The sequence below is a fragment of the Allobosea sp. BK604 genome, assembly GCF_004341515.1.
Taxonomy (GTDB): Bacteria; Pseudomonadota; Alphaproteobacteria; order Rhizobiales; family Beijerinckiaceae; genus Allobosea.
Window position 1 is genome coordinate 136,263 of sequence record NZ_SLZF01000007.1, and the last position, 19,437, is coordinate 155,699.

Annotated in this window: 20 protein-coding genes; 15 read left to right on the top strand and 5 right to left on the bottom strand. The window is 66.4% G+C overall.

All coding sequences use genetic code 11. The features are described from left to right. Positions 1–38: 38 nt before the first annotated feature. Positions 39–1,001: an SMP-30/gluconolactonase/LRE family protein gene (locus tag EV560_RS21785; RefSeq protein WP_165923573.1), complete on the bottom strand. Its 963-nt coding sequence runs from the start codon at positions 999–1,001 to the stop codon at positions 39–41. Positions 1,002–1,309: 308 nt separating this feature from the next. Between EV560_RS21785 and EV560_RS21790 the strand changes: the two genes are divergently transcribed. Then, entirely contained in the window at positions 1,310–2,248 is a 939-nt protein-coding gene (locus EV560_RS21790; protein ID WP_165923574.1) for a LysR family transcriptional regulator, read from the top strand. A gap of 79 nt (positions 2,249–2,327) precedes the next feature. Further along, positions 2,328–3,263 (top strand): hydroxymethylglutaryl-CoA lyase, encoded by a 936-nt coding sequence (locus EV560_RS21795; RefSeq protein ID WP_131857918.1) that lies wholly within the window; start codon positions 2,328–2,330, stop codon positions 3,261–3,263. Positions 3,264–3,268: 5 nt separating this feature from the next. Here the strand turns inward: EV560_RS21795 and EV560_RS21800 are convergent, their stop codons facing one another. Both EV560_RS21800 and EV560_RS21805 read right to left on the bottom strand, forming a co-directional pair. Beyond that, positions 3,269–3,511, bottom strand: a complete 243-nt coding sequence (locus EV560_RS21800; protein WP_131857919.1) for a hypothetical protein — start codon at positions 3,509–3,511, stop codon at positions 3,269–3,271. 155 nt (positions 3,512–3,666) lie between these two features. Then, positions 3,667–4,467, bottom strand: a complete 801-nt coding sequence (locus EV560_RS21805; RefSeq protein WP_165923575.1) for an IclR family transcriptional regulator — start codon at positions 4,465–4,467, stop codon at positions 3,667–3,669. Positions 4,468–4,755: 288 nt separating this feature from the next. Between EV560_RS21805 and gloA the strand changes: the two genes are divergently transcribed. From gloA to EV560_RS21845, 8 genes are all read left to right on the top strand, one after another. Continuing rightward, positions 4,756–5,181: a lactoylglutathione lyase gene (gloA, locus tag EV560_RS21810; RefSeq protein WP_131857921.1), complete on the top strand. Its 426-nt coding sequence runs from the start codon at positions 4,756–4,758 to the stop codon at positions 5,179–5,181. Positions 5,182–5,319: 138 nt separating this feature from the next. Beyond that, on the top strand, positions 5,320–6,036 hold the full coding sequence (locus EV560_RS21815; protein WP_131857922.1) for an RraA family protein: 717 nt from the start codon (positions 5,320–5,322) through the stop codon (positions 6,034–6,036). 28 nt (positions 6,037–6,064) lie between these two features. Then, positions 6,065–7,048, top strand: coding sequence for a D-2-hydroxyacid dehydrogenase (locus EV560_RS21820; RefSeq protein WP_131857923.1), 984 nt, complete (start codon positions 6,065–6,067; stop codon positions 7,046–7,048). A 15-nt stretch (positions 7,049–7,063) separates the two neighbouring features. Further along, complete coding sequence (locus tag EV560_RS21825) at positions 7,064–8,017, top strand: aldo-keto reductase family protein (protein ID WP_131857924.1); 954 nt, start codon at positions 7,064–7,066, stop codon at positions 8,015–8,017. A 236-nt stretch (positions 8,018–8,253) separates the two neighbouring features. Next, a complete protein-coding gene (locus EV560_RS21830) occupies positions 8,254–9,510 on the top strand; it encodes an ABC transporter substrate-binding protein (protein WP_131857925.1) in 1,257 nt (418 codons plus the stop codon). Between the two features lie 76 nt (positions 9,511–9,586). After that, the gene (locus EV560_RS21835; RefSeq protein WP_248312156.1) at positions 9,587–10,546 is read left to right on the top strand and encodes a carbohydrate ABC transporter permease; all 960 of its coding nucleotides are present in this window, start codon (positions 9,587–9,589) and stop codon (positions 10,544–10,546) included. A gap of 1 nt (position 10,547) precedes the next feature. Then, the gene (locus tag EV560_RS21840) at positions 10,548–11,369 is read left to right on the top strand and encodes a carbohydrate ABC transporter permease (RefSeq protein WP_131857926.1); all 822 of its coding nucleotides are present in this window, start codon (positions 10,548–10,550) and stop codon (positions 11,367–11,369) included. 371 nt (positions 11,370–11,740) lie between these two features. Beyond that, entirely contained in the window at positions 11,741–12,904 is a 1,164-nt protein-coding gene (locus EV560_RS21845; RefSeq protein WP_131857927.1) for a mandelate racemase/muconate lactonizing enzyme family protein, read from the top strand. A 125-nt stretch (positions 12,905–13,029) separates the two neighbouring features. Here the strand turns inward: EV560_RS21845 and EV560_RS21850 are convergent, their stop codons facing one another. Next, complete coding sequence (locus EV560_RS21850) at positions 13,030–13,977, bottom strand: SDR family oxidoreductase (RefSeq protein WP_131857928.1); 948 nt, start codon at positions 13,975–13,977, stop codon at positions 13,030–13,032. 179 nt (positions 13,978–14,156) lie between these two features. On the opposite strand from EV560_RS21850, the gene EV560_RS21855 reads away from it, so the two are divergent. The 4 genes from EV560_RS21855 to tam all read left to right on the top strand — a co-directional run bounded on the left by EV560_RS21855 (position 14,157) and on the right by tam (position 17,057). Next, on the top strand, positions 14,157–14,783 hold the full coding sequence (locus tag EV560_RS21855; RefSeq protein ID WP_131857929.1) for a class I SAM-dependent methyltransferase: 627 nt from the start codon (positions 14,157–14,159) through the stop codon (positions 14,781–14,783). A gap of 72 nt (positions 14,784–14,855) precedes the next feature. After that, positions 14,856–15,500 carry a TetR family transcriptional regulator gene (locus EV560_RS21860; RefSeq protein WP_131857930.1) on the top strand — a complete coding sequence of 215 codons (645 nt, stop codon included), beginning with the start codon at positions 14,856–14,858 and terminating at the stop codon, positions 15,498–15,500. A gap of 214 nt (positions 15,501–15,714) precedes the next feature. After that, positions 15,715–16,257: a MarR family winged helix-turn-helix transcriptional regulator gene (locus EV560_RS21865; protein WP_131857931.1), complete on the top strand. Its 543-nt coding sequence runs from the start codon at positions 15,715–15,717 to the stop codon at positions 16,255–16,257. Between the two features lie 29 nt (positions 16,258–16,286). Then, complete coding sequence (gene tam, locus EV560_RS21870) at positions 16,287–17,057, top strand: trans-aconitate 2-methyltransferase (protein ID WP_131857932.1); 771 nt, start codon at positions 16,287–16,289, stop codon at positions 17,055–17,057. An 8-nt stretch (positions 17,058–17,065) separates the two neighbouring features. On the opposite strand, the gene EV560_RS21875 is transcribed toward tam, so the two are convergent. Next, complete coding sequence (locus tag EV560_RS21875; RefSeq protein ID WP_131857933.1) at positions 17,066–18,400, bottom strand: 8-oxoguanine deaminase; 1,335 nt, start codon at positions 18,398–18,400, stop codon at positions 17,066–17,068. Between the two features lie 202 nt (positions 18,401–18,602). Here EV560_RS21875 and EV560_RS21880 point away from each other — a divergent pair, with 202 nt between their 5' ends. Continuing rightward, entirely contained in the window at positions 18,603–19,421 is an 819-nt protein-coding gene (locus tag EV560_RS21880) for an SAM-dependent methyltransferase (protein WP_131857934.1), read from the top strand. The last annotated feature ends 16 nt before the right edge of the window (positions 19,422–19,437 follow it).

Consider the following 19,437-nt stretch of genomic DNA (forward strand, 5'->3'; position numbering starts at 1 on the left):
TCAGAATCGTTCGGCCCGCTCGAGCGGGCACTTGTCGTTCAGAAGTCCCAATGCACCGGCGCGGCTCCGGCGACGGGCGAGCGGAACGTCGCGAGCCGCGAGCCGAAGAGCGAGCCGAGATAGACGGTCTTGAGGTCGGGGCCGCCGAAGGAGATGCCGGAGAGGTTGGCGAGCTGGCGCTTGCCGCCGGTATCGAGCTGCGGCCGGCCATAGCGATCGTTCTGGAAATCGTCCTCGATCTCGGCGAGCAGGGCCGGATCGGCATCCTCGATCAGGATGTGCTGCCTGCCGTCCGGCATCGCCCGGATGACGCGGTTCGAGACGACGCTGACGATCCAGACCGCGCCCTCGGAATCGAAGGTGAAGCCGTCCGGGAAGGTGCTGGGCTCGCGATACTCAGCGAAGACCTCCTTCTCGCCGAGCGTGCCGTCCGCCCTGATCGGGAAGCGGCTGGTGCGCCGGGCGATCGTCTCGGCGACATAGAGCCAGTGTCCGGTCGGGTCGACGATCGCCTCGTTGGTGAAGCCGATATTCTCGGCGACGACGCGCGGACCCTTGCCGTCGATCATGATGATGTAGCCGTCGCCAAAGCCCTTGCGCATCGACTGCTCGCGCGGGATCTGCTTGGTCGAGACGGTGACCCAGATGCGCGACTTGCGGTCGATGCCGACGAAATTGGTCGGCTCGAGCTGCCTGCCCTCGATCTCGAGCAGCTTCGGCGTCAGCGTTCCGTCCATGGCGAGATGGTAGACGCCACCGCTCGGGCCGAGATTGGCGATCAGCACGGAGCGATCGGGCAGGAGCGCGATGCCGTTCGGCAGGAAGCCTTCAGGGGCGTTCCTGGCCAGGATATGCTCGGTGCGGCCATCGGCCCTGACGATGCTGATGCCGCCCTGCTTGTTGGGCGTGAACATGTCGCCCGAGCGTGTCGTCATCACGCATTCCGGGCGGTCGAGACCATCCCCCACATAGTCCAGGTCGCTGAGTTCCAGCCGCTGCATCGGCACGCATGCTCCTCGTCGTCTCTCCTCGGTATCGAGGGACGAAGCCGGACCATTCCAGAACGCGCCAAAGCGCTCGCGTGCCGGTGCGATGGCACCGGTCATGCGCTTGCGGCGGAAGGGTGGGCCGGGTGGGTCGTTTCCTCGATCGGGCCGCGATCGTTTCGATCTTGTCGGCCGCCCCATGCGGGACCTGAAAAAACTAGACGCAAGGATTGCGCGGTGCATAGCTGAAAGTTGGAATGCCCCCGTTCGCGCTTCGCGAACTCAAGGTCTTCGAGCGCGTACCGCCGAGAGGTGCCTGGACGTTGATCAGAACAGACCTGACCACGCTGAGGATGTTCCTCGCGGTCTATAATCTCCGCAACCTCACCAAGGCGGCCGAACGCGAGCACATCGCGCCTTCAGCCATCAGCAAGCGCCTGCAGGACCTGGAGTTCGAGCTCGGCACGCCGCTCTTCTACCGGCACACGCGCGGCGTCACCCCGACGCCGGCCGGCGAGGTGCTCGCCGGCCATGTCTACCGGCTCTTCGACGATGTGAACCTCATGTCGGCCGAGCTCAGCGAATATGCCTCGGGCGTGCGCGGCCAGGTCCGCATCCACGCCCATACCTCGGCGATGGTCGAATTCCTGCCCGATGATATCGCGAGCTTCGTCCAGGCCTTTCCCGAGGTCCGCGTCGCGCTGCGCGAAGAGACCAGCCCGAACGTGCTGCAATCGACGCTCGACGGCGTCGCCGATCTCGGCATCTTCGCCGGCAACCTGCCCGTGCCGCCCGGGCTCCAGGTCAGGCCCTATCGGCAGGACCGGCTGGCAGCGGTCCTGCCCGCCAATCACGCGATGGGGGGCCGCGCCAGCGTGACCTTCTCCGAGATCCGCGACAGCGACCATATCAGCCTGGAGAGCGGCAGCTCGCTCCAGGTCCTGCTGGCGCGACAGGCGGATTCGCAAGGCTTCGAGCTCAACACCCGCATGGAGGTCACGACCTTCGAATCGGCCTTGCGCATGGTCGATGTCGGGCTGGGCGTCGCGATCGTCCCCGAGGGTGTCGTTCGCATCTATGCCGGCAATCTCAATGTCCGCGCCGTGCCGCTGGAGAACGACTGGGCGGTGCGCGAGCTGATGGTCTGCGTCCGCGACGAGGAGAAGCTGACCGCGACCGCGCGGCTGATGCTGCATCATCTCCTCGGCGAGGCCGCGCCCCGCTCTTGTCAAAAGACGAAGGCCCTCCTGCCGAATCGATAATGGCCGCTCCCGGCGGGTGCGGCTAAGCCTTCCCGATACAGCCGGCGGACGCACCGCCGCATGCCGAGGGAGCGCATTGATGGACAAGGTCGAAATCGTCGAGGTCGGGCCGCGGGACGGCCTGCAGATCATCCCGCAATTCGTGCCGACCGCGACCAAGATCGCCATGATCCGCGCGCTCGTCGCCGCCGGCTTCAAGCGCATGGAGCTCGGCTCCTTCGTCAGCCCCAAGGCCGTGCCGCAAATGGCCGATATGGACGAGGTCGTCGCCGGGCTCGGCCCGCTGCTGGGCGTGCGCGGCATGGTGCTGGTGCCGAATTCGATCGGCGCCAAGCGCGCCATCGCCGCCGGCATCACCGACCTGATCTTCGTGATCTCGATGTCGGATTCGCATAACCGCAGCAATGTCCGCCGTCCCACGGATGCCTCGATCGAGGATCTGCGCGCGATGCTGGCCGAGATCGACCCGGACAAGCGCCTGAAGCTGCGCATCGGGCTGGCCACCACCTTCCATTGCCCGTTCGAGGGCGTGATGGACGAGGGCAAGGTCTTCGCCACGATGGAGCGCATCGCCGCCCTGCGCGACGGCTTCGAATTCTCGCTCAGCGACACCACCGGCATGGCGATGCCCGACCATGTGAAGCGCTTCTCGAAGCGCTGCCTCGACGCCTTCGGCTCGCGCGCGACGTTCTGTTTCCATGGCCATGACACGGCTGGCTACGGCATCGCCAATGTGCTCGCGGCCTGGGAGGCCGGCATCAAATCCTTCGACGGCGCCGTCGCGGGCCTGGGCGGCTGCCCCTTCGCGCCGGGCGCGACCGGCAACATCGCCAGCGAGGATATGGTGACCTTCTTCCACCGCATGGGCGTCGACACCGGCATCGACATCGACAGGCTGCTCGAGGCCGGCAAGATCGCGGCGTCCCTGCCGGGCGCAGTCACCAGCGGCCATGCCCGCGCGATCCCGCGTCAGCGCCTGATGGGTGACGGCGTCCCGCTCAAGGACGCGGCCTGAGGGGGCTACCAGTAGCCGTAGCGATAGCCGTACCAGCGCGGGCCGAAGGCGGTCTCGAGCTGGTAGCGTCGCACCGCCGAGCGGTCGAGATCGACGCTGAGCAGGCAATTGGCGAAGGCGTCCGTGTTGCGCCGGAAGCCATAGGAGCTGCAGCGCGTCTCGTCGGCGGCGCGCTGCTCCGCAGCCGTGACGCAGCCGCTGGCTGTGAAGGCGAGGAGGGCCAGGGCTGCAAACGTCCGGAACTTCATGGCGTTTCGACCTCCCTCGCCGGCATAGGCCCGCGTCCGATGATCCAGATTGCCATGAACCGACGCGATTGCGTCAAGATTTCGGACGCTGGCGCAGCGGCCCGAAAGTAGATCGCGGTTTTGGGAAAAGCCGATGAGACGGGCGCCTGACGCCGCTACGAGATCCGCGTCATCAGCTCGTGCGAGATCGCCTTCGCCGCGGCGCTGACGGCGAGGTGCAGCTTCTCGATGCGCGTCTCGTCCTGGCTGGCGAGGAAGGGGATGCTCACCGCCGCCACGATCGCGCTGTTGCGGTCGCGGATCGGCGCAGCCACCGCCATGACCCCCGCTGAATACTCGCCATTGTCGAGGGCCCAGCCCTGGCGCCGGATCTGGGCCAGGCTCTTGCCGATCGTCTCGGCATCGCACAGCGTCTTGTCGGTATAGCGCGGCAGCGGACCGTTCAGGATGCGGGCGATGTCGTCGCCGTCCATATAGGCCAGCAGCACCCGGCTCGCCGCGCCCGCATGCAGCGGCAATTGCCGGCCGGGCCGGACGGTGAGGCCGTATTCGCCGGAGCTATGCGCCACCGCGATCACCAGCACCGCATCGCCGTCGCGCACCGAGAGCTTGCTCGCCTCGCCGGTGGTCTGGGACAGGCGTTCGAGATGGTTGTTGGCGATCTCGACCAGGTCCGAATCGCGCGCATTGACGACATTGGCGGCGAAGGCGAGCAGCCGTGGCCCGAGCACATAGGAGCCCGACAGGCTGCGCTTCACCACCTGGCGCGCTTCGAGCGTGTTGAGGATGCGATAGACGGTGGAGCGCGGCATGGCCAGGAAGTCGCTGAGGTCGCGGATGCTGGTCCCGGCCGGGCGCCGCTCGATGATCTCGAGCAGATCGAGCATGCGCTCGATCACCGGGACCTGGTTGCCCTCCCGGCGCTTCGAAACGGCGTCGTCTGATTCGATCGTCATTGGCCCATGTCCGAGTTCCGCCTGACCATCCGCGGTATCGCATCGATAGTCGGCTGACCAGCCTGCGACCCGCCGCAGGAATCTCTCGCAGCACCGCTCCGGACGGAATGTCCGGCCGGTGCGATTTCCCCGATTGACAGCATCGCGAAATGCCCCGAAATTATATCGGAACAAGAGTTGTTCAAATAGGAATAGATCGGAGCGACACGCTTTGCAAGCGGTTCCGCGCCCAGCGCGCAAACGGATACCGCGAGCAGACGTCCAGCCGGTCAGCCCCAGGGAGACGAGATGTCGGGCAATTTCAGGATCATGCACACGATGATCCGGGTCGGTGACCTGGATCGCTCGGTGGATTTCTATTCGAATCATTTCGGCATGAGCGTCGTGAAGAAGGTCGACGTCCCCGAAGCGAAATACACCAATGTCTTCATCGGCTACGGCAACGAGCACGACGATCCGATGATCGAGCTCACCTATAATTATGGCGTGCCGGCCTATGAGCTCGGCACCGGCTTCGGCCATCTCGCCATCGGCGTGAAGGATATTTACGGCGTCTGCGAGAAGCTGCGCGCCGCCGGCGTGAAGATCGTGCGCGAGCCCGGCCCGCTGAAATTCGGCACCGTCCACATTGCCTTCATCGACGATCCCGACGGCTATCGCATCGAGCTGATCGACATCGACACCGGCGAATACGCGCAGGGTGGCAAGGCCTGAGACTGTCAGCCGGCGCTCGTCGCGCCGGCCCCGGCGACCATTCATCGATCGAAGACCGAGCCCGGACAGGCCGGAGCGCCTGCGCATCGCGGCGGGCTCCCCGCCTGCGGGCAGGCCGGACCATATGAGGACGAGACCATGACGGCTTGCAGCCCGGAAACCATCGAACTCCTGAAGAAGGTGCCGACGGCGGCGATCACCGGCCTTCTGCTCAAGAAATACGGGCTGCGCATGCGGGCCATTCCCGGCATCAGCGCCATCGACCCGGCCAATTGCCGCTTCGTTGGCCCGGCCTTCACCCTGCGCTATGTGCCGATGCGCGAGGACCTCGCGCTCGCCATCGATATCGGCAACCCGGCCAATGCCATGCTGCAGGCGACGCAGCAGATTCCGGCCGGCTCCGTCTTCGTCATGGACATGTGCGGCAATGGCGCTGTCGGCGGCCTCGGCGACGTGCTGACCACTCGCATGCAAGTGCGCGGCGTCGTCGGCGTCGTCGCCGATGGCGGCATGCGCGATGTCGCAGAGATCCGTACCCTGGGCATGCCGACCTATTGCAAGGGCCCGGCCGCGCCGGCGAGCCCCTCGGCCCTGATCCCGATCGCGATCCAGCAGCCGATCGGCTGCGGCGGCGTGCTGATCTATCCCGGCGACATCATCGTCGCCGACGAGGACGGCGTCGCCGTCATCCCGGTGCATCTGGCCGAGGAAGTGGCGAAGCAGGCGATCGAAAAGGAAGCGCTCGATGGCTGGGTTCGCGAGCGTGTCGCTGAAGGAGGCGACATTCTCGGTCTCTACCCGCCGAACGAGGCCAATCTCGAGAAGTTCAGGGCCTGGAAGGCGGGGCAGGGTTAAAGAGCCCACCAGCCTTCAGGAGCAGAGCATGCGCGTCCATATCCAGAACCATCAGAATGACGGCAATCCCCGTGCCACCCTCGAGCAGTGGCACGCGGCGGTGGCGCGCGCCGGCGAGAAGGGCAGGGGGCTGGAGATCAGCATCGGCCAGAGCGAGGCCGATTTCGCCGCTGCCATCGGCGAGGTCAACGCGCTGATCACCTCCTCGCGCGTCGTGCAGAACCTCCTGCCCGCAGCCGATGCGGCGAAGCTCGAGCTGATCTTCCTCACCCATGCTGGCGTCGACTCTCTGACCAAGGGCGATTTCATTCCGCCGGGCGTGACCTTGCTCAACAATAGCGGCGCCCATGGCGCCAAGGCGGCCGAGTTTGCGCTGATGGCGGTGCTGATGCTCGCCAACCATATGCCGCTCTTTGCCGATCAGCAGCGCGAGGAACTCTGGCAGCGCAAGCTCGCCTCGGCGCTCGACGGAAGGCGCGCCACCATCATCGGCATCGGCGCCATCGGCGGCGCGATCGCGCAATGGCTGAAAGCCTTCGGCATGCATGTCACCGGGGTCCGGACCTCGGCCGAGCCGCACCCGCATTGCGACCGCGTCGTCGCCAATACCGGTCTCGACGCCGTCCTGCCGGAGACCGAGTTCCTGGTCATCGTCGCGCCCTCGACGCCGCAGACCTTCCAGATACTGAACCGGCACCGCATCTCCCTGCTGCCGGCCCATGCCGGGGTGGTCAATATCGGCCGCGGCGAGCTCGTCGAGCAGGACGCCCTGCTCGATGCGCTCGATCAGGGCGCGCTCGCCGGGGCGGTGCTCGACGTCACCACGCCCGAGCCTGTCCCGCCCGGCCACCGGCTCTGGAAGACGCGCAATCTCATCCTCACCCCGCACATGTCGTCGGGCGATCCGCTGACCTATATCCCGCGCAGCCTCGACATCTTCCTCGACAATATCGCCGCGCATCGCGCCGGACGGCCCCTGCCGAACCGGGTCGATCTCGCGCGCGGCTACTGAACAGGTCCTTCAGAGATGCGTTTCATCCCCTTCGGCAAGACCGGCCTCGAGCTCTCGCAGATCGTGCTCGGCGGCCATGAATTCCTCAAGAGCGGCCTCTCGCGCGGCTTCAACGAGGATTTCGCCAGGGCGGTGACGCCGGGCTTCATCGCTCCCGATTTCGGCGGGCCGAAGCGGCTGGAGATCCTCAAGGCCGCCTATGATCTCGGCATCAACGTCTTCGACGTCACCATCGACTCGGAGAAGGAGGCGCTCGGCCGCAACTTAGCCGAGCTGCCGCCGCCCTATCCGGTCTATATCCAGACCCGGCCGGAGGGCATGTGCTACGGCTATGACGAGGGCAACCGCAAGATGCTCGATTACGGCCTGCTCAAGGCCGAGATCGAGCGCGGCCTCAGGCTGATCCGGCGCGAGACCGTCGACTTCCTCAACATCGGCCTGATCAACTGGTCGATCGACGGGACACCGGACTATATGGCGCGCCTCGCCAACAATCTCGCCCGCCTGAAGCAGGACGGCCTGATCCGCTTCGCCGTCGCCGATTCCCACGCCGGCCAGCGGCTCTATCTCGCCGAGCTCGATTCCGGCGGCTTCGATGCGGTCAATCTCGATCTCAGCCTCGGCGAGTTCGACGGGCTGGACAAGGTTGTGCCCCGTGCCCGCGAGCTCGGCCTCGGCGTCATCACGCGCGAGGTCTTCTTCAAGGGCGAGCTCTTCACCATTGCCGAGAGCGTCGGCCTGACCGACCGCGGTGCAGTCGCCCGCACCGCGCTGGCTTGGCTCGGCCAGCAGGATGCCGACCTGATCATCCTCGGCGTCGACAATGCGGCGCAGCTGCGCGCCAACGCCGCGACGCTCGATGCCGGCTCCTCCGCCCTCGATCCCGAGCTGCAGGCCAGGATCGAAGCGAGCGAGGGCTTCAAAGCCTACAAGGACAAGCGCACCCAGATCTTCTTCGAAAGGCCGTGACGGCGAGGTCCGGAGCACGAAATGCCAAGGTTTCATGCCCCTGACAGCCGCTTTTCGAACGGAAATCTTGACAGGATGCAGGCAACCCGTCACGATCACATCAGAACATATCTTGTTCAAATAGGAACAACTAGGGCTGTCTCGCCACAGGATGACCGGCCCGGACGAGCCGGTCCGAACGGGGGCGAGACCCGCAACCAGCCAATAAGAAACGATCAGACAGGGAGGACGAGTAAGTGACGAAATCGACGTTCAAGGTCCGTCTGGCGACAGCCGCCGCGGCCCTCATGCTGAGCGCCTCCGCCCATGCGGGCGAGGTCAACTGGTGGGTCTCCGAGCCCGGCCGCGCCAAGGCGCAGCAGCTCGCCGCCGAGTTCGAGAAGGAGAATCCCGGCATCACCATCAAGCTCCAGGCCAATCCCTATGGCGGCCTCGAGGGCAAGGTGATGATCGCGGTCAAGTCCGGCATCCCGCCGGATATCATCGAGGTCCAGAATTCCTGGATTCCGTCCTATCAGGCGACCGGCGCGCTCGAGGATGTCGGCGCCACGATCGGCCAGAGCGTGCCGCTCTCCGATTTCGTCCCCGCCACGCTCGCGGCCTGCTCGGTCGACGGCAAGATCTACGGCCTGCCCTTCCAGGCCGAGGCGCTGGCCATGCTCTATCGCAAGGACCTGTTCCGCGAGGCCAAGCTCGATCCCGAGAAGCCGCCCCAGACCTGGGACGAGATGATCGAGGTCTCGAAGAAGCTGACCTATACCGGCCCGAACGGCCAGCGCCGCTATGGCTACGGCATCGCCGGGGGCGGCGCCGAAGGCCAGGGCAACACGCTCTACCGCTCGCTGCCCTATATCTGGATGAATGGCGGCGACATCCTCTCCGCCGACATGAAGAAGTCGGTGCTGAGCTCGCCCGAGGCGGTCGCCGGCGTGAAATTCTACACCGACATGTACACCTCGCTGAAGGTCGCTCCGCCGTCGACGCTGGAGAATGGCGGCCTCGAGCTGCGCCGCCTGTTCATGGCCGGCACCATCGCCATGTACCAGGGCACGCCGACCGAGCTGGAGCGCTTTGCGCAGGACGCGCCGAATCTCGACTATGGCGTCGCGATCATGCCGCATCCCAAGGGCAAGCAGACCTCCGCCCTGCTCGGCGGCTGGGGCTTCATCGTGCCCAAGGCCGGCAAGAACAAGGCCGAGGCCATGAAGCTGCTGCAGTTCCTCGCCAAGCCCGAGCGGCTCGCGCTCTACACCCGCACCTTCCCGACCACGACGACGGCGATGAACCTGCCGCGCTTCGCCGATCCGAAGCTCGACGCGTTCAAGGAGATGCTGAAGCATGCCCGGCCGCAGCCGCCGATCGGCACCTGGCTGGAAATTTCCAGCGCCTACTACAAGAACATCCAGGAAGTCCTGATCGGCGGCGCCTCGCCGCAGGCGGCGATGGCCGCCGCCGACAAGGCGATCGAAGCCATCCTCAAGAAGGCGAACTGAACGCCGTCATCCGCCCCGTCCCTGCCACGGCATGGGCGGGGCGGCCTGACGCAGGCGGCCTCCGCGAGACCGAAAAATGTCCGACGCAGCAACAGCCATGGTCCAGACAGAAGCCTCATCGAAAGCGCGCAGGGCGCAGCCGGAGGCCGCCGCGCCGCGCGGCCGCCTCGCGCGCTATCTCGCCGCCCACAAGGACGGGCCGACCTTCTTCATCCTGCCCGCCATCGCGTTGCTCGCGACCTTCATCATCTACCCGATCATCTCGACGCTGATCATGAGCGTCACCAATGGCAACGGCGTCTTCGTCGGCGCGCAGAACTATATCGACATCATCGAATCCGACCGCACGGCGCGGGCGACGATGAACACGGTCTATTTCGTCGGCGCCTCGATCATCCTGCAGCTCATCCTGGGCACCGCCGCCGGCATCGTGCTGAACGAGCAGTTCCGCGGCCAGGCCATCGTGCGCGCCCTGACGCTGATCCCCTGGGTCATCCCCGGCATTGTCGGCGCCATGACCTGGGCCTGGATGTTCCACACCGATTACGGCGTCATCAACTATGTGCTCTCCTCCTGGGGGCTGATCGACGAGCCGGTGCGCTGGCTCACCAACCCGACCATCGTGCTGCCGGCGCTGACGGCGGTGAATGTCTGGAAGATGTTCCCCTTCGTCGCCATCATGGTGCTCGCCGGCCTGCAGTCGATCCCGGTCTCGCTCTACGAGGCGGCCAAGGTCGACGGCGCCACCTTCCGCGACGAGGTCATCTACATCACGCTGCCGCAGCTCAGGCCGATCCTGGCCTCGATCACGCTCCTCTTGATCATCGCCGGCGTGAACTCGATCACGATCATCTACGCCATGACCAAGGGCGGCCCGGCCGACCGCTCGCTGATCACCTCGATCCAGATCTTCGTCGAGGCGTTCCAGTACTTCAACTTCAACCAAGCCAGCGCGCTCTCGGTGCTGTTCTTCCTGGTCTCGACCCTGTTCATCGTCGCGCATATCTGGCTCGACGGCCGCCGGAAGGAGCGCTGACATGAAAGCGCGCAGCCCCTGGGTCTACCTGCCGGTCCTCATCCTGCTGGCGATCACCGTGGTGCCGTTCTTCTGGATGATCGTCTCATCCTTCAAGAGCCTTGCCGAGCTCTACCACATCCCGATCACCTGGCTGCCGAAGCAGGCGACGCTCGCCAACTACCAGAAGGTGCTCTTCGACTCGAACGTGCCGCGCTATTTCTGGAACAGCACGATCGTCTCGCTCGGCTCGACCATCGTCGCGCTGATCTTCGCGACGCCGGCGGCCTACGGCTTCTCGCGCTTCGAGTTCAAGGGCCGCTCGGTCTGGCAGATGCTGATCCTGATGTCGCATCTGCTGCCTTCGGCGGCGCTGATCGTGCCGCTCTACATCTTCCTCGGCTATCTCAACCTGCTCAACACGCTGATCGGGCTGATCCTGGTCTATCTCGTGCTGACGCTGCCGCTCGCGATCTGGATGCTGACCGGCTACTTCAAGAGCATCCCGGTCGAGCTCGAGGAGGCCGCGATCATCGACGGTGCCTCGCGCTGGGTGATCCTGCTCAAGATCATGCTGCCGCTCTCGCTGCCGGGCATCGTCGTGATCTTCCTCTATTCCTTCGTCGCGACCTGGAACGAGTTCATCTTCGCACTCAGTTTCGCCAATGATTCCTCGGTGAAGACCCTGCCGATCGGCCTCGCCGAGTTCTCGACCGAGTACGACACCGACTGGGGTGCGATCATGGCCGCGTCCGTGATCATGAGCCTGCCGATCGCGGCGATCTTCCTCGGCCTGCAGAAGGTCTTCGTCGGTGGCATGATGTCGGGCGCGACGAAGGGCTGAGCGTCGTCCGATGTCGGTTCACCTCATGCTCGACCTTCGCCCCAGGGAGAGGGGAGCGCTTCTCCGGGGTGGGAGAGGGGCAGGGAGGAGGGCTCGCCCGCAACCGCAGGCCCTCCAGAGCCCGTCCCGTCATTGCGAGGAGCATAGCGACGAAGCAATCCAGGGGGACGTAGAGCAAGGCCCCCTGGATTGCTTCGCTGCGCTCGCAATGACGGAGAGCTTGCCGCCCCAGTCGTTACGGCGGACGCCGCTCGCACCTTTCGGTAGCCATAGTCCATCGCCCCACTCCTCTCCTATCCGGGAGAGGGGATCCCGCGCCTCATTTTGATACCGGCCGCCATGATCATCGCGGCCTCTCGGAGCAGCGTCACATGAAGATCTCCTCGATCACCCCCTGGATCGTGAAGGCCGAAGGCACCTTCTTCGGCGAGTTCCTCTTCGTCGAGGTCCAGACCGACGAGGGTGTCACCGGCTGGGGCGAGGTCACGACCTCGACCCGCCTCGCCAACCGCACCGTCGCCTCCTCGCTGCGCCACCTGAACGAGCTGCTCGTCGGCGCCAACCCGCTCGATATCGAGAGCATCTGGAACCGCACCTATCGCAACTTCACCTATATGGGCAGCCGCGGCGCCGCCGCGCTTTGCCTCAGCGGCGTCGACATCGCGCTCTGGGACATCAAGGGCAAGGTTCTCGGCCAGCCGATCTACGAACTGCTCGGCGGCAAGGTCCGTGAGGACGTGCTGCTCTACACCCATCCCGACCAGAGCAAGTTCACCACCAGGGAGGGCGTGGTCGAGGAGATCATGGGCATCGTCAATTCAGGCCATACGGCGCTGAAATTCGACCCGTTCCCGCATCTCAACGGCCTGCAGATCCGTCGCAACGGCTATCTCGACGGCGAGCTCTCCCGCAAGGCGGAGCGCATCGCCGCCGAGCTGACCGCGCTGATCCGCGAGACGACCGGCCCGGATATCGAGATCCTGATCGACGCCCATGGCCGCTTCAACGTGCCGACCGCGATCCGCCTCTGCAACACGCTGGAGGATGCCGGCCAGATCGACTGGTTTGAGGAGCCGGTGCCGCCGGAGAGCTATCACGCGCTGAAGCAGGTCCGCGAGAAGATCAACGTGCCGATCTCGGTCGGCGAGCGCCTGCACACGCGCTGGGAGTTCGTGCCCATCCTGGAGAAGGAGCTCGCCGACTACATCATGCCTGACGTCACCTGGACCGGCGGCATCAGCGAGCTGAAGAAGATCTCGACCATGGCCGAAGCCTATTACATCCCGGTCTCGCCGCATGACGCTTCGGGGCCGATCAACGTCGTCGCCGGCGGTCATGTCATGATCACCGTGCCGAATTTCTACCGCATCGAGACCTCGATGCACGACCTCTCCTGCTACAACCGCTTCATCGAGACACCGCTCGACAATTCCGGCGGCAGCCTGAAGCTGACCACGAAGCCCGGCCTCGGCATCGAGATGGATATGGACTTCCTGCGCGGAAACATCATCGACGATTTCGGCCGGAAGGCTTGAGCGGCCGTCGGACGGCCTCTCCCGTCATGGTCGGGCTTGTCCCGACCATCCACGTTTTCCTTGATGCAGGGCGGAGTTCAAGACGCGGATGTTCGCCACGAGGGCGAGCATGACGCCGCCGCCGCTCATGCCGCCGCAGGCTGAGCGACGCTCACCCCCGTCAGCCGCTCCGAAACCGCCCATAGCCGCTGCCAGGCGTCGCGGTCGAGCGCGGCCTCGACGATCTTGGCGCGCCGCGGCGAGCCCTTCATCTCGTAGAACCCGTCCGGTCCGTAGAGCACGCCGCCCTCGGCCTCCGGTGACGTCGCCGCATAGAGCGTCGGCAGGGCGCCGGCGGCAGCCGATTGCGCGACGAACGGCCCGAGCAGCTTGCCGGCCAGTTCCATCATGCTGGGTCCGTCGCGGCCCATGCGCGGCCCGGCGCTCTGCAGGCCGGTCAGGGCGAAGCCGGGATGGGCGGCATTGCTCATCAGCGACCAGCGCGCCGCGCGCGCCCTCCGCTCCAGTTCGAGGGCGAATATCAGCGTCGCCAGCTTGGACTGGCAATAGGCGGTCCAGGGGCGGTAGCGCTGCTGCGACTGCAGATCGTCGAAATCGATCCGACCGGAGCGATGGGCGAGGCTGCTCAGCGTCACCACGCGTGGCGCCGAGGCGGCGAGGATACGCGGCAGCAGCCGCAGCGTCAGGGCGAAATGGCCGAAATAATTGGCGCCGAGCTGCATCTCGAACCCGTCCACCGTCTCGTGCCGGTTCGGGATCGCCATCACCCCGGCATTGTTGACGAGCAGGTCGAGCCGCGGCGTGCTTGCGGCAATCCGCTGCGCGCAGGCCTCGACCGAGGCGAGGCTGGCGAGGTCGAGCGGCTCGAAGCTGACCTCGGCTGCGGGGTATGCCGCTCGGATCCGGGCCAGCATCTCCGTGCCCTTCGCCGCGTTGCGCGAGGCCAGGACGACCCGCGCGCCGGCTCCGGCGAGCGCCAGCGCCGCCTCATAGCCGATGCCGCTCGTCGCCCCGGTGATGACGGCCGTCCGTCCGGCCTGGGCCGGGATCTGTTCGACGCTCCAACCTGACATGATCCGTGCTCTCCCATTGCGATGAATGAGGCTGCGCAATCGCGCCGCCCTGCCGGCGCGGGGCCATTGCCTCGGCGCTCGGCATGCCCTATATCTGCATCAAGTGCAAATTTGCAATAGATACAAAATTGCAACTTGTGCGACACGAATCCCTTCACTCGCATCGATCCACGGACCCCATGACCTCAGCCGCAGCCAGTTGCTCCGACTTCGTCCAGTTCTTCCGGCTTTGGGCCGCCAATCCCCTGCAGGTCGCGGCGGTCGCGCCTTCGGGCGATGCGCTCGCCCGGGTTATGACGCAGGAGATAGGCCCGGAGACCGGGCCGGTGCTCGAGCTCGGTCCCGGCACGGGCGTCTTCACCCGGGCGCTGCTGGAGCGCGGCGTCGCCGAGAGCGATCTGACGCTGGTCGAATACGGCTCGGATTTCGCGCGGATGCTGGAGTTCCGCTTCCCGCAGGCCCGCGTGCTCTGGATGGATGCGTCGCAGCTCGCGCGCTTCGATCTCTATGGCGACATGCCGGTCGGCGCCGTGGTCAGCGGCCTGCCGTTGCTCTCGATGTCGCCGCGCAAGGTGGTCGCGATACTCTCCGGCGCCTTCACCTACATGCGACCGGGCGGCGCCTTCTATCAGTTCACCTATGGCCCACGCTGCCCGGTCCCCCGCCCGATCCTCGATCGGCTCGGCCTAAAGGCGACCCGCACCGGCCGCGCCCTGCGCAATATTCCTCCCGCCGCGGTCTACAAGATCACGCGGCGCCAGCCGCTCGGCGCCGGCCGCCGGCGTTTCGAGGCGCTGCCGGCCTGACCGGCACGAGATTGCCTCGGCAGGCCATGGGGGCTAGGCCTGTCCAAGGGAAATGACCGACTGACGAGTTCGATGCGCGTTCCAGACGATCCGACCAGGACGAATGAAGGCCTGCGCGAGCGCAAGCGCCGGCAGACGCGGGAGCGCATCGCCCACGCCGCCCAGACGCTGTTCCTGACGAACGGCTTCGACGCCACCACAATCGACGAGATCGCGGCGGCGGCCGATGTCTCGAAACGCACCTTCTTCGACTATTTCCCGAGCAAGGAGGATGTCATCGCCGCCTGGCAGGACAGGTTCGGCGAGGTGATGGCCGAAGCCGTCGCGGCCCGCCCTGCCGGCGAACCGCTGATCAAGGTGGTGGAGGAGGCGCTGATCGGCTCGGTCCTGGCCTCCGCCGCCGATCCGCAGGCGCTCGCGCTCGGCAAGCTCATCCGCGAGACGCCCGCCCTGCGCGGGCGCGAGCAGCTCAAATACGTCAAGCTGGAGCAGAAGCTGGCTGCGGCGCTCGCCGCCCGCGCTCCGAACGACCCGGCAAGCCGCCTGCGCACGCGCCTCCTCGCCATGATCGTCGTCGGCGGCATGCGCGTCGGTGGCGAGTGCTGGCACGAGGAGGGCGTGCCGGATGATGTCGAGGGTTTCGCCCGCAGGATCTTCGCCGCGATCTGGGTGGAGCTGGCGGAGTTCGGCCGGCTGGGCGGGGGCGGGACGCGCTGACATCGTCCAACCGGCATTGCGAGGAGCTTCGCGACGAAGCAATCCAGGGGACGTAGAGCGCTACCGCCCTGGATTGCCTTGCGGAGCTTGGAGCTTGTACTCGGGCTTGCCAAAGCCAGGACCCGGGTGCCCGCAATGACGAGTGGTGCGCCGTGCTCTTGCCCTCCGCTCCACGCCTATGCCAGATGGGAATGGGCATCAGGGCGGGTAACCCATGGCTTCGACGAAGCGCCGCAAGGCCAATGGAGGCGACGGGGACCGCGAGGTTCTCGATCTCACCGGCTATGTCCCTTACTTCCTCACCGCGATTTCCAACACCTGGTCGCGCAGCTCCTCGCGGCTCTATCTCGAATGCTTCGGCGTCGGCGTCACCGAATGGCGCATCATCTCGCAGCTTGCGATCGAGCCTCGGATCGGCGCCCAGCGCATCTGCGAGGTCATCAGCCTCGACAAGGGCGCGGTCAGCCGCGGCGTCGCCGCTCTGGTCGCCTCCGGCCATGTCCATGAAGCCGCCGATGGGCGCGATGCGCGCCGCCAGGTCCTGGAGCTGACGGCGGAGGGCTATGCCCTGCATGACCGGCTGATCGCGCTGGCGATCGAGCGCGAGCGCCTCGTCCTCGCCGATTTCTCGCAAGCTGAGGTCGACCAGCTGCTCGCGCTGCTGCGGCGCATCCACGTGCGGCTGCCCGAGCTGCGCGAATTCACCCCCGCACCGGAAAAGCCCGCCAGAACCGGCAAGCGTACCGCGCGTCGCTGACAGGTCCCGGCCGTAAGGAGAATAGTTCTATGAGCTGGTCAGCCCGGCAATACACCAAGTTCGAGCACGAGCGGAACCGGCCGATCCACGATCTGCTGGCGCAGATCCATAGCCTGCCTGTCGCGAACGCCATCGATATCGGCTGCGGCCCGGGCAACTCGACCGAGCTGCTCCAGGCCCGCTTTGCCCAAGCCACGATCATCGGCATGGACAGCGACGCTGACATGATCGCGGCGGCCCGCAAGCGGCTGCCTGCGATCCCGTTCGAGCTCGCCGATATCGCGACCTGGCAGCCAGAGGCGGCCTATGATGTCATCCTGTCCAATGCCGTGCTGCAATGGCTGCCGAAGCACGAGACGCTGATGCCGTCCCTCGTCGGGAAGCTGACGCCAGGCGGCAGCCTCGCCGTGCAGATGCCGGATAATCTCGACGAGCCGGCCCATGTGCTGATGCGCGAGATCGCGGCCGATGGTCCCTGGGCCGGCAAGCTCGCCAAGGCTGCCGGCTCGCGCGCTCCGCGCCACCATGCCGACTGGTACTATCGCGTGCTGCGCGACAGCGCGGCCTCGATCGATATCTGGCGCACGACCTATCATCACGTGCTTGAGGGCGGGGCTGGCGCGATCGTCGAATGGTTCAAGGGCAGCGGTCTGCGCCCCTTCCTCGCCCCGCTCGACGAGGCCGAGCGCGAGGCGTTCCTGGCGCGCTATCAGGACGCCGTCGCGCGCGCCTATCCGGCGATGCCCGACGGTACCGTGTTGCTGCCCTTCCCGCGGCTGTTCTTCGTCGCCACGCGCTGATCCGGCCTTCAGGCGTAGCGCCGCGCCGCCAGTCCGTGCGAGCGCCTGAGCGCCGCGAGGTCCAGCCCCGGCACCGCTCCGTCGACGACACGCCAGTGCCCTCCGATCATCACCCGGTCGGCGCGGTTCGCGCCGCATAGCACCAGCGCCGCTACGGGGTCATGCGCCCCGGAGAAGCGCAGCTCGTCGAGCTTGTAGAGCGCCAGGTCCGCCTGCATGCCCGCGGCGATCGTACCGATGTCGGAGCGCCCGAGGCAGCGTGCCGAGCCCTCGCTCGCCCAGCGGATCACGTCGCGCGCTGTCACCGCACTCGCGCTCTGGTAGTGCAGCCGGTTGGTCAGCAGCGCGTGGCGCAGCTCCTCCATCAGGTTGGAGCCGTCATTCGAGGCCGAGCCGTCGACGCCCAAGCCCAGCGGCGCTCCGGCCCGCTCCAGTTCGCGTGTCCTGCAGAAGCCGGAGGCGAGCACGCCGTTCGAGGTCGGGCAATGGCACACGCCGACACCGGCCTTGCCCAGTCGCTCGCATTCCTCGCAGGAGAAATGGATGCCATGGGCCAGCCAGGTTTTTGGCCGCATCCAGCCGACCTCCTCGAGCAGGTCGAGCGGGCGTCTGCCATAGACCTGGAGGCAATAGGCCTCCTCATCCGCGGTCTCGGCGAGATGGGTGTGCAGCGGCGCGTCGAAGCGCGCTGCGAGCTCGGCGCTTTTCGCCATCAGCGCGGGCGTCACCGAGAAGGGGGAGCAGGGCGCGAGCGCGATCTGGATCATGCTGCCCGGCCGGGGATCGTGGAACAGCGAGAGCACACGTTCGCTATCGGCCAGGATCGTGTCCTCGTCCTGCACCACCTCGTCCGGCGGCAGCCCGCCATCCTTCTGCGACAGGTTCATCGAGCCGCGCGACACCGTCATGCGGATGCCGAGCGCCCGTGCCTCTTCCACGGCGATGTCGACCGCGCCCTCCAGCCCCTTCGGGTAGAGATAGTGATGGTCGGCCGCCGTGGTGCAGCCCGACAGGAGCAACTCCGTTAGCGCCACGCGCACTGCGAGCCTGAGATCGTCGGGGTTGAGCCTGGCCCAGAGCGGGTAGAGCGCCTTCAGCCAGGGAAACAGCTCCTGGTCGATCGCAGCCGGATGGGCCCGTGTCAGCGTCTGGTAGAAATGATGGTGCGTGTTGATCAGCCCGGGGAGCACGACATGCTCCGAGGCATCGAAGACCTCGCCGATTGGGAGCGAAGGCGCGCCTCCCGCTGGCACCAGCTCGGCGATGACAGCGCCATCGGTGACGATGCCGCCACCGGCGGCCTCGGCGACGATGCCGAGCGGGTTCCTGATCCAGAGGCGCATGAGTGGGTCCAGGCTGTGCGGGAGGCGGGGTGATCAGCCAGCGAAGCGGGCGGGTCGACGTGCGTCAAGCCGTCCTTGTCCCCGCGCCGGTCGCGTATAAGATCACCTCGTCGTTATGCGAGTTCGCCCGCGCGAGGGCATGCCTGCTTCTGGATTGGCGCTGCGATGCGGATTCTCCCGCCGCGGCCAGGAGGCTGACACCATGGCAGACGATGTCGAGAGCCACTATGGCGGCGACGGCGACCTCGCCAATGCGATCGCCGAGAGCCTGCGCAGGGCCGGCAAGGATATCGAGACGCTGACGACGGCCGATCTCGGTACGGTCGACGAGTTCCATATCCGCGGCCGCAAGGCGACGCTCGAGCTCGCTCAGATGCTCAACCTGAGCCCGGCCTCGCATGTCCTCGATATCGGCAGCGGCCTCGGCGGCCCGGCCCGGACCCTGGCCGAAACCTATGGCTGCCGGGTCACCGGCATCGATCTCACCCAGGCCTTCTGCGAGGCGGCGACGACGCTGAGCGACTGGGTGCACCTGAGCGACCGCGTCAGCTTCCAGCAGGGCGACGCCACCGACCTGCCATTTGCCGATGCCGCTTTCGACGCAGCGATCACCATTCATGCCGGCATGAACATCCCGGCCAAGGAGAGGCTCTACGCCGAGGCCAGGCGGGTGCTCAAGCCCGGTGCCCGCTTCGCCGTCTACGACATCCTGCAGGGCGAGGGCGGCGAGCTGTTCTATCCCGTGCCCTGGGCGAGCGAGCCGGCCATCAGCCATCTGGCGACGCTCGTCGCCATGCCTCCGCTCCTCGAGGAAGCCGGCTTCAGGATCGTCGACATGCGCGACTCCACCGAGGAGAGCCAACGCTGGTTCGAGGCCATGGCGGTGCGGCTGGAGCGGGCAGTGCCGGCCGTGACCTTCCAGGCCTTCCTTGGCCATGATTTCCCGCTGATGGCGCGCAACCAGGTGCGCAATCTCCAGGATCGGCGCATCCGCACCGTCAGCTATATCTGCAAGGCCTGAGCGGGGCGCAGCGGTT